The 10,349-nt window shown below is 47.4% G+C and carries 9 protein-coding genes, 2 tRNA genes and 1 pseudogene; 6 read left to right on the forward strand and 6 right to left on the reverse strand.

Annotation, left to right across the window (positions count from 1 at the left end):
- Nucleotides 1-323 (reverse strand): annotated as a pseudogene (locus ABGY95_RS08095) (DNA polymerase IV); the annotation flags it as partial.
- Between the two features lie 88 nt (nt 324-411).
- On the opposite strand from ABGY95_RS08095, the gene ABGY95_RS08100 reads away from it, so the two are divergent.
- The 3 genes from ABGY95_RS08100 (at nt 412) to ABGY95_RS08110 (ending at nt 2,845) form a co-directional block, all read left to right on the forward strand.
- Nucleotides 412-1,008: a peptidylprolyl isomerase gene (locus tag ABGY95_RS08100; protein WP_347441188.1), complete on the forward strand. Its 597-nt coding sequence runs from the start codon at nt 412-414 to the stop codon at nt 1,006-1,008.
- 115 nt (nt 1,009-1,123) lie between these two features.
- Nucleotides 1,124-1,822 carry a glycerol-3-phosphate 1-O-acyltransferase PlsY gene (gene plsY / locus ABGY95_RS08105; RefSeq protein WP_347441180.1) on the forward strand — a complete coding sequence of 233 codons (699 nt, stop codon included), beginning with the start codon at nt 1,124-1,126 and terminating at the stop codon, nt 1,820-1,822.
- 12 nt (nt 1,823-1,834) lie between these two features.
- A complete protein-coding gene (locus ABGY95_RS08110) occupies nt 1,835-2,845 on the forward strand; it encodes an NAD(P)H-dependent glycerol-3-phosphate dehydrogenase (protein WP_347441181.1) in 1,011 nt (336 codons plus the stop codon).
- Between the two features lie 76 nt (nt 2,846-2,921).
- Here ABGY95_RS08110 and ABGY95_RS08115 read toward each other — a convergent pair.
- A tRNA-Arg gene (locus tag ABGY95_RS08115) sits at nt 2,922-2,995 on the reverse strand.
- A gap of 55 nt (nt 2,996-3,050) precedes the next feature.
- A tRNA-Arg gene (locus ABGY95_RS08120) sits at nt 3,051-3,124 on the reverse strand.
- A 291-nt stretch (nt 3,125-3,415) separates the two neighbouring features.
- On the opposite strand from ABGY95_RS08120, the gene ABGY95_RS08125 reads away from it, so the two are divergent.
- The 3 genes from ABGY95_RS08125 to ABGY95_RS08135 all read left to right on the forward strand — a co-directional run bounded on the left by ABGY95_RS08125 (nt 3,416) and on the right by ABGY95_RS08135 (nt 7,059).
- Nucleotides 3,416-5,023, forward strand: a complete 1,608-nt coding sequence (locus tag ABGY95_RS08125; RefSeq protein ID WP_347441182.1) for an ABC-F family ATP-binding cassette domain-containing protein — start codon at nt 3,416-3,418, stop codon at nt 5,021-5,023.
- A 138-nt stretch (nt 5,024-5,161) separates the two neighbouring features.
- A complete protein-coding gene (locus tag ABGY95_RS08130; protein WP_347441183.1) occupies nt 5,162-6,163 on the forward strand; it encodes a beta-ketoacyl-ACP synthase III in 1,002 nt (333 codons plus the stop codon).
- A gap of 47 nt (nt 6,164-6,210) precedes the next feature.
- Entirely contained in the window at nt 6,211-7,059 is an 849-nt protein-coding gene (locus ABGY95_RS08135; RefSeq protein WP_347441184.1) for a hypothetical protein, read from the forward strand.
- A 2-nt stretch (nt 7,060-7,061) separates the two neighbouring features.
- On the opposite strand, the gene ABGY95_RS08140 is transcribed toward ABGY95_RS08135, so the two are convergent.
- The 3 genes from ABGY95_RS08140 to ABGY95_RS08150 form a co-directional block, all read right to left on the reverse strand.
- A complete protein-coding gene (locus ABGY95_RS08140; RefSeq protein WP_347441185.1) occupies nt 7,062-8,408 on the reverse strand; it encodes a MipA/OmpV family protein in 1,347 nt (448 codons plus the stop codon).
- Between the two features lie 160 nt (nt 8,409-8,568).
- Entirely contained in the window at nt 8,569-9,834 is a 1,266-nt protein-coding gene (locus ABGY95_RS08145) for a valine--pyruvate transaminase (RefSeq protein ID WP_347441186.1), read from the reverse strand.
- Between the two features lie 68 nt (nt 9,835-9,902).
- The gene (locus ABGY95_RS08150) at nt 9,903-10,322 is read right to left on the reverse strand and encodes a hypothetical protein (RefSeq protein WP_347441187.1); all 420 of its coding nucleotides are present in this window, start codon (nt 10,320-10,322) and stop codon (nt 9,903-9,905) included.
- Between the last annotated feature and the right edge of the window lie 27 nt (nt 10,323-10,349).

A 10,349-nucleotide genomic window follows, 5' to 3' on the forward strand; every position in this document is an offset into this window, starting at 1 on the left:
TCTAGGGAAAGTGGTTCTATAAGATCGGTGAATCTCCCAAATATGGCGCGAATTTGAGCTGACACCGACTGGTAAACCTCAAAGCGTGTGGGCACTATAATGAGCTGAGGGCATTTCTCCAATGCTCTAAATCCCGGCATCGCAGCTCTGACTCCAAAAAATCTTGCTTCATAGCTAGCGGTACACAGCACTCCCCTGCGTCCGGTTCCTCCCACACCTATCGGCCTCCCCCTCAGTTCTGGAAAATCACGCTGTTCGATAGCAGCATAGAAACAATCCATGTCGATATGTATGATTTTTCGCTGTTTACCCTGTTCGATCATTCTGTGTGCTTGCAGCAAAGCCTAGGCTGCTGTATTTGTCCATCCGATGAAACAATTCACACTCTTATTACTAGCCACTTTCTGTGCAATGTTTACTGCATGCGGTCAACAAGAGCCTGCTGCACCTGAGAAAGATATTCGCATCATCATTCACACAGACAAGGGTGATGTTGAAGCCACCATATTCGCTTCTAAGACGCCAGTCACAGCAGCCAATTTCCTCAATCTAGCAAATCGAGGCTTCTATAATGGAGTTAAGTTCCACCGCGTTATCCCTAACTTTATGGTACAGGGGGGAGATCCCACTGAAACTGGCCGCGGGGGTCCAGGTTATAGGTTCGAAGATGAATTCGTCCACGGACTTAACCACGACAGTGCTGGTACATTCTCCATGGCTAATGCTGGACCAGGAACAAATGGTTCTCAGTTCTTCATCACACACAAAGCAACACCGCACCTCGATCGCCTCCACACCGTATTCGGTAAAGTCACTAAAGGCATGGATGTTGTGAACAAAATTACTGGAAAACTTTCTGGACCTGGCTGGAAGACAGATGGAGTTGGAAGTAAAATCACTTCAATTGAAATCCTTGATAACTGTGGCGAACTATACAAAATGCAAGCTCAGCGGATTGCGGATTGGAATACGGTCCTTGATGCGCGCTACCCGCGCAAAGCTAAGTAGTCATTTACCTCCACCTCACTTCACAACGCTCAGGGTAACCTCCTGAGCTTTCTTTTTTATTCTAACGCATATTGGGAATGACATTTCCCATCAGCCTTCTAAACTGCATAGCATAATGCCTATCTGGATACCACCAATCATCGCTTTCTTTCTCGGCTCCATCCCCTTTGGTTTGCTCATAGCAAAGTCTAAAGGCATCAATATCCGGGAGCACGGCTCAGGCAATATCGGAGCTACGAATGTCCTACGCGTGGTTGGCAAAAAATATGGAATCTCATGTTTCGTGTTAGATTTCTTCAAAGGAATGATTCCAGCACTCTTAGGAATTAGCCTCATTCAATACGAGGGCCAAGGGCATTCCATGGTCATTAACTCCCTTGCACACTTCGCCACTGTGCTTCCTAACTCTGAGTCCATCACTGCTCAGACCATGCAGTTAGTCACAGGCCTCTGCGCCATACTGGGCCACAACTATTCCCCATGGGTGAACTTCAAAGGCGGCAAGGGCATCGCCACCTCCGCCGGAGTTTTTGCCACATTCATGCCAGCCGCAATTCCCATACTCATTCTTCTTTGGTGCCTGTTGTTTTTCACCACCCGCTACGTATCGGTTGCCAGTATTGCGGTCTCCATTGCTCTTCCAATTACAGTGATCTCGGGTTCATTGTTTCACGGAAAGATTGCGGATGGCAGCTGGAACAAGCCCCTGTTCTTTTTCTCAGTTTTCATCGGCGCTATGGCCGTTTGGAAACACCGCTCTAACATTGCCAACCTGATGCATGGCAGAGAAAACCGCTTCACCCCAAAAAAGTAAAAACTCTTAATCATGTCCTTCAATTCATCCCAATCTGCCGTAGTACTAGGTTCTGGTTCATGGGGCACAGCTTTAGCTATGGTGCTTTCCGAGCATTTTTCTAAAGTCACCCTCATTGGGCGTAGTATTGAGCAATGCTCCGAAATCAACGGATTTCACACCAATGCAAACTACCTCCCACGTGTAGATCTACCTAAGAACATCGTCGCTTCAGTCGATTACACGGACGCATCAGACGCTTCACTCATTCTATTTGTCTTGCCCACCTCCGCTACTCGCACGGCTGCTACTGCTCTTTCTTCTATTGGAATATCTTCTAACGTACCTCTGGTTTCTTGCTCTAAAGGTATAGAGCGTGGCTCCGGAATACGCATGAGCGAAATCATTTCTGAACTCTTGCCTGAACACTCAATAGCCGTTCATTCCGGCCCAACTCACGCAGAAGAAGTTTCCGCTCACCTTGCTTCAGCAGCAGTAGTAGGCTCCACTAACAGCGCCCTAGCTGAGGACTTACAAGCAGTTTTCACAACATCTTATTTCCGTACTTACACCAGCGACGACGTGGCTGGTATCGAACTCGGTGGAGCGCTCAAAAATGTATTCGCCATTGCCGCTGGCATCATCTCTGGAATAGGCCTAGGCGACAATGCTATCGCAGCACTGGTGACACGTGGGCTTGCCGAAATGACTCGTTTAGGAATAGCTCTCGGGGGAAGGCCCGAGACATTCTCAGGCCTTTCAGGTATGGGCGATCTAATGGTGACTTGTTATTCTTCTCACTCACGCAACAACCGCGTCGGCAAAGCTCTGGGTAGTGGTGAGACACTAGAGGAAATCACTGAACGACTAGGAATGGTTGCCGAAGGAGTACCGAACACACTCTCTATTCACGAGGCGGCACGCAAACATGGGATTGAAACTCCTATCATCGATGCGGTGTACCAGATCTTATACGAAGACAAATCTGCGCAAGAAGCTCTGGTTGACCTTCTAACTCGGGATTTAAAGCCTGAAATGGGCTAGGTAAACCCCATCTGACATTCGTCGTAGACACAAAAAAAGCGAAGCCTTTCGAGCTTCGCTTTTTTATTGTAATAAATACACCCGAAGGGAGTCGAACCCCTAACCTCCTGATTCGTAGTCAGGCGCTCTATCCAATTGAGCTACGGGTGCTTTTGATTACTAGCTGCATCACATTTTGTGTTCCGTGTAATTCTTCGAAAAGAAATACACCCGAAGGGAGTCGAACCCCTAACCTCCTGATTCGTAGTCAGGCGCTCTATCCAATTGAGCTACGGGTGCTTTTGAAACACATGCTGTGCTGCGGTGCGGGCGCAGAAAACCACAAGACCCCCAATCCGTCAAGGAAACGCTGCACTTTTTTTATTAGGTAATCTGAAGTATTCTCCGCAACACCCTTGTCACGAAGTAACTAGATACAAATATCTTTGTTTTATTTTCACATCCTCATTACCAGCGACTACTGAGATTTACCCAAACATTATAGAATCCTCTAAGAAATTAATACAATATTTGGCTAATACATATGAGTTTTATGTTGAAAATACTGTAAATTCACGGCACTGATCAAGCATGTTAACGATCCGTAACCTTACCAAGACAATTGGTGGGAGAACTCTCTTTGAAGAAGCCAAAATGACCATCAACTGGGGAGAGCGCGTAGCTCTCGTCGGTCCAAACGGCGCCGGAAAGTCCACCCTCTTTCGCATCATTCTAGAGCAAGAAGAGCTCGACTCAGGTAAAGCTGATATCGATGAATACGCGATCACCGGATACCTAGCACAGGAATCTGGTGACCCAGGTCCAGAATCAATTCTCGAGCTAGCAATTGGCATCACTCCTGAAATGGCCAACGCCATCAAGACAATGCGTGAATGTGAAGCAGCTGGCACTACTGACCTACCTGCATTCGCAGAAGCCCAAGACACCTTCGACGCTAACAACGGCTACGCACTTGAGCCAAAAGCTAAAAAGATCCTTGCAGGTCTCGGTTTCAAACAAGAACAAGTAAACGAGCCAGCTAACACCTTCTCCGGTGGTTGGATCATGCGCGCTAATCTCGCCCGACTTCTCGTCCAAGAGCCAGATCTTCTGATGCTTGACGAGCCTACTAACCACCTTGACCTACTCTCGCTCATCTGGCTCCAGCGTTATCTGCAAAATTACCCTGGTGCATTGCTCGTGATCTCACATGACCGCGACTTCATGGATGAGATCATCGAAACAGTCTACGAAATCGATGAGCAAAAGCTCGTTTCCTACACTGGTAACTACAGTTCCTACGAAACTCAGCGAGAGAAACGCTACGAGCAAAAGGTGCAACGTTACCGAGCTCAGCAAAAAGAAGTGGAGCGAATCCAGGAGTTTGTTGATCGTTTCCGCAATGTCGGATCCAAGTCCTCACAGGTGAATGAGCGCATGAAGATGATTGCAAAGCTCAAAGCTGAGATCGTCAAGCCGATGGCTCCACGTAAGATTTTCCGCTTCAACATTCCTGAGCCACCACGCTCTAACCAGATTCTAGCAGAACTCGAAGGCGTGCGAAAGGCATACGGAGAGAAAGTCATTTATAACAAAACAAACTTTATCGTCGAGCGTGGTGACCGCACTGTCCTAGTTGGGCCAAACGGAGCTGGTAAATCAACTTTGATGAAAATCATTGCTGGCTTCGAAGACGTGCAAGAAGGCACCTGCAAACTTGGCTACGCGACCAAGATGGGATACTTCTCCCAGCACCGCGCACTCACCCTGAATGACTCAAATACAGTGCTCGACGAGGTCATGGCTTCTAACCCTGAACTCCGCGAAGACGAAGCGCGCTCTATCCTAGGTTCATTCCTGTTCCGCAAGAACGATGTCCTCAAGCGTGTGCGCGTGCTCTCAGGTGGTGAAAAATCACGCCTCAACTTGGTTAAGTTCTTGGTTGATCCACCGAACCTCCTCCTTATGGATGAGCCCACTACCCACCTCGATTTGCTCTCAATCGAAGCACTTGTTCAAGCACTCAAATCCTACAAAGGAACCTTGCTATTTATCTCTCATGATGTGCACTTCATCCGGACCCTCGCGGAAACCACAGTGCACGTTGCAGACGGTAAACTCACCAAATACAGCGGTGGTTACGACTATTTCCTTGAGAAATCAGGTCTCAACGATGATCGCTCAGCTGTGACTTCGTAAAGTCGCATTAAAGCATCATTTCTCTAAGGGAGCTCATTAAGAGCTCCCTTTTTTCTGCACGCAGAACGACAGAATGAGTTAGCTCTGGCGGCAGTCGAAGGTTGACCATAGATGCGATCAGGGCTATCACCAAACGCGATGAGTGAATCTGCATCTGAATATCCCGTAATGATTGCTGGCACCGGTAGCTATGTGCCTGAGAAAATTGTCACCAACGCCGACCTAGCGAAGGTTATTGATACCACCGATGAGTGGATCACATCAAGAACTGGCATCAAGCAGCGCCATATCGCTGCTGAAGGCGAGTTCACTTCTCACCTTGCTACAAACGCCGCCAAGAAAGCCCTAGAGCAATCAGGTATTGCAGCTGAAGACGTCCAGCTCATCATTGTCGCAACCATTTCACCTGACACTATCACACCGGCAACTGCTTGCTATGTTCAGCATAACTTAGGAGCGAATAAAGCAATCGCGTTTGACATCTCAGCTGCATGCTCAGGTTTCCTCTACGCTTTGAAATTGGCTAAGCGAATGATCTCTGACGGAGCATTCGAAAACGCGCTCATCATTGGTGCTGAGAAGCTCTCCTCGTTTGTAAACTGGGAAGACCGCAATACTTGCGTTCTCTTCGGTGACGGGGCTGGAGCTGCAGTGCTACGCCGCTCAAAAGATGGCGAAGGCCGCATTCTAGCAACTGAGATGGGAACTGACGGAAAACACACCGGCATTCTTAACATCCCAGGAGGTGGATCAGCCTGCCCAACCACACCAGAAAATGCTGCTGAAAAGCTAGCCTCACTCAACATGTCTGGACGCGAAGTATTCAAGCTCGCTGTCAACGCCATGAAGAATGCCTCCGAGACCGTGATTGAGCGCGCAAATCTTACTGCAGATGACATCAAACTCGTCATCCCGCACCAAGCCAATCTCCGCATCATCGATGCCATCGCCGACCGCCTCACTATCCCCAACGAGAAAGTCTTCGTCAACCTCCACAAGTACGGAAACACCTCAGCTGCTGCTGTCGCCATCGCTCTCGATGAAGCACACCGTGAAGGTAGATTCGAACGCGGTGACAAGATTATCTTAGTCGTATTCGGTGCCGGCCTCACTTGGGCCGCGACTGCTATCGAGTGGTAGAATCTTCCCCACTTGCAAACTTTTCAGAAACTCCGCATAGTTCAGCTATGCGGAGTTCTTTTTTGTTAGTTTGTCTCACATTCACATCCAATGTATTTGGTGTAGACACGCTTGATGCACCTAACATGAATGCTGAAGTCATTGACCAAGTGCCAGTTCACGCAATGGCCTGTGGCCCCATTGCTTTATTCAATGCATACCAACTCAGCTCTGTTGACTGGCGAGCATCGATTCATCGAATCAGTGGTAGTCCTCAGGAGAAATTTAACTACTTCACCAAAACGTATTGCTCACGATTTTCTCGAAATACGTATATGAAGAAGCGCTGGGACGAGAAAAATGGCATCCGCCCAGATGATCTAGCCGAGGCAGTCAACGAGCTCCACAAAAAAGCAAAACTACCAACAGTCTCCCTCAAACGCCTCTTTCTAAAGAACAAACAAAGTCACCGAGAACTATTAGTGGAGCTTCATGGTAACATCTCAAGCTCAATCAATCATGGGTTTCCCCCATTACTCACAGTATCCAAATTTGGCCGACTTCAGTCACCCAGCGGCGGGTATAGGTGGGCAGTGCTTAGTAGCCACTTTATTACGATCACTAGCATCCCCAAAGAACTTGAAGGAAATGCGCATAGCTTCAGTTTCAGCTATGTCGATCCATGGAGGGCTCAGAAAAAAAACAGTAGGTTCACCACTAGCGAGACAACCTTCTTCGCTAATGACATAACCAACCGCAAGGACAAGAAGCTCCACAAAAACCCGACACTTGTGATGCCTAAAAACTCTATAGGTCTAGGAGTTAGCCGCGTAAGATCAAATATAGCTCAAGCAATCGCCGTGACACACCTGATAATAGCGGACTCTGCGCCCGCTACTTTGATAAAAGCCAAGTAGGCTTAAAATTCACCGTGCCACTGAAGGTAGATATTCGCGAAGTTTGTACCTCCGGAGATGTCACCAAAAGCAGATGAGGACTCGTACATTCCTGAGCGATGGTGAATACCATAACCTAACCAAAGGTCTTCAAGCTTGCGTGATTTAAACACATCACCAATGTTGAGGTCCAAACTGAGATCTAAGTAGTTCATCAACTTACTCTCATCAAAACCTTTTTGTTGGAGCTCAGTGCTCTCGTAGTATGTGAGTGAATCAGCGTAGGAGATTCCCTCTGCAATACCAAGTCGCAATCTCCAAGGAGTTGGAAATGTATAGTACCCTTTAAAGGCTAGCACCCACTCTGTGGAAGAGTCCTGCACACCTGATGAATAGTGATAGGAGAATCCTGAGGTGATGAACATTTCGATAGGTACTCCAAAAATACTATCGGCTAGTGGGTGACCGTAGAAAATAGAAGTCACATTTACGTCTGCTCCATCGTCAGTCTTGTGCTCACCAAAGATCATATTTTGAAAGTCCGATGATGTCCCCCAGCCTTGTGATAGGCGCCAATAGGGTTTCGCTTTTAGAGAGCTTACCTCAGGCCGATCTTCTCCATCATAAAACCCGAAACCTAAATAGAGCTCGTACGCAAAGTCATCTTCTACCGCCTGACTTTTAGAAGCCTCAGATCCTAACCAAGCACCTTCAACTCGACCTTCAAGGTGAAGGTTGCTCACCAGGTGGCGGCGCGCCTTGAATCGAGCACGCGCTTCGATCCCCCCACTAAGATCGTAGGTATCCACACCATAGTAATGTGAGTTAAAATCTGATCCAGTAAAGCGGAGTTCTAGCTCAGGGAAAAATCTCCAATTCGGTTTGCTATAATCAGCAGCCCAGCGCGCTGCGGAATGGAATCTCCCTTGCGGGTCACTCAGAACATCAAACTCTAATTGGGATTGGTCATCGAGCTTCCAGAATGCCTGCAAGCCCATGTCTAAAGTATTGCCATTCACATGGTTAATATACTCGGTAGGGATATCCGTGAAGCGATGACGAGCAAGCGCGTTGAAGCCGTATTTGTCGCTTTCCCAGAGCTTTACACCACCGTAATCACCGCGAAGGAAGAAGCGCTCACCTTCATAGTAGAATAGTGGAAAAATATCTGAGGTCGTTTTATCTTCAGATGCATAAGGAACACTGGCTGAGCGCACAGCCATAGCCACACCCCACTCTGGTAACAAATCTTCACCAGTCGAAAATTCAACTGGAGCCTTGGATGTGTCCTCTAGGCTCGCTGGTAAATCACCAGCAGTGAGGAATCCTGAACAAAAATATGGTAGGAGAGTTAGCGATGCTTTATTCACGGCAACATTGCTAGTGAACTCTCCACCGATAGTCAACGGCTAGTTGGCCCCAAAGACTAACTAATTTGAAAATAAAAGTGCGACCTAACGACAGATTAGTCAGATAACCTCATTGATTGCTGAAAAAGACTTTTGTAAGACTTTTGTCTGATTAGCGAATCTAACCCTTGTAGATTTTGCCAACCTCTTCAGCGATGATTTCTATTCCACTCCTTACCACGTCTTCTTCCATCGTGAATGTCATACGAATACACTCACTACGGTGCTTCCAGTCAGCATCGTCGAGACCGAAGAAAAAATAGTTACCTGGAACGATAAGGACTCCACGCTTTTTGAGTCTTTCGTAGAGCTCCTTTGCTGACACTGGCATATCCTCGAACCAGATCCACAAGAACAATGCTCCTTCACTGAGGTGTACTCGGTACGGGATGCTAAAGTCAAAAGAATCTGCCACCCATTTCTGAGCCTTGAGCGACTTTTCCACATAGAATGGCTTCACCACCTCATTACTGAGTCGTAAAACCTCACCACTTCGCACAAGGGGCTCCATGATTGCTTGGCCTACATTACTGTTTGCCAAACCAACGATCGCACTCATGGAGGTGACTGCTGATGCTATTTTCTCAGGAGCCACGACGATGCCTGTGCGCGTTCCTGGTAAACCAAGTTTTGAGAGACTCATCGTGAGAATCGTGCTCTCATTCCACAATGGATTGGCGTCGGCAAAAAAGATGTTCGGGAATGGAGCTCCGTATGCATTGTCAATAATTAATGGAATCCCATTCTCTTCCGCTAAAGCAGAGAGCTTCGCCATTTCATTATCAGTGAGAACATTGCCAGTCGGGTTGGTCGGACGAGACACACAAATTGCGGCAATCTCGTCATCAATCACAAGATTATCAAAATCAACACGGTACTTAAACTGGTGATCACCAATCAACTCAATCTTCGGTTTGACAGCTCTAAAAAAGTCATCGCCCACCGATTGGTTTGAATACCCTATGTATTCAGGAACAAGCGGCAAAAGAATTTTCTTACGGCGCCCATCGCGGGTGCGTCCAGCTAAAGCATTAAAAAGGAAGAAGAATGCCGTCTGCCCACCAGCAGTGATGGCGATATTCTTCTCCGTCACATTCCAGCCCAATTGCACAGAAAAAAGCTTAGCGAGCGCTAAGATAAATTTAGGGTTCCCTTTAGGTGGATCATAGTTTCCAACCATCGCCTCCATCACTCCTGGAGTCTCCATGATCTCCTCCATACGACGTCGCCAAATAGCATTCATTTCAGGGATGCTTCCCGGCTGTCCACCACCCAGCATTTTTATATTGGGTCCACCATGCACCAGCGCATTGCCGAGATCATCCATCAGCTCCTCGATACCACTACCCCCGCAGAGGTTACTTCCGAATATTGAAAAATCTGCCATAATCTTTGCGCGGTAGATGCAGCGCGGTTGGTGTATATACGTCCAGAGTGACGGAAAACCAGCAGAATTTAGCGATTTTTTGACGCTTTATCAGCCGCGTTCAATCGAGGATAGCGCCAAATGAAATAGACTGAGAGTAAGCAAACAATGTCTATAGGAATCCACCACATCGCTAACACATAGTAATCACCTAACACCATAATATCTAATGGGTGAATCAATGCCACCTCTCCTCCAATCGCATCACAGAAGATGTGGAAGGCATACACTAAGCTTAAAAATAAAACATTCTCAAAACTGAGCTTCACGGACTTCAGATGTGACAGAAACACCATCAATAAAGTAACCCCAGATAGCCCAAACACACTATGGGACCAACTCGATAGCCTAGCTTCAAGCGTGAAGAGCGGGTTGAGCCAATCTGGTGCTGCCCCCACTAGAGCTATCAGCAGGTAAGATCTAAACGACAGCGGTTCTTGTGATTTCAACTTCCTCTACAAGTAAACCCCTAATAC

The organism is Rubritalea sp. (genome assembly GCF_039830215.1).
In the GTDB taxonomy this organism is placed as follows: domain Bacteria; phylum Verrucomicrobiota; class Verrucomicrobiia; order Verrucomicrobiales; family Akkermansiaceae; genus Rubritalea.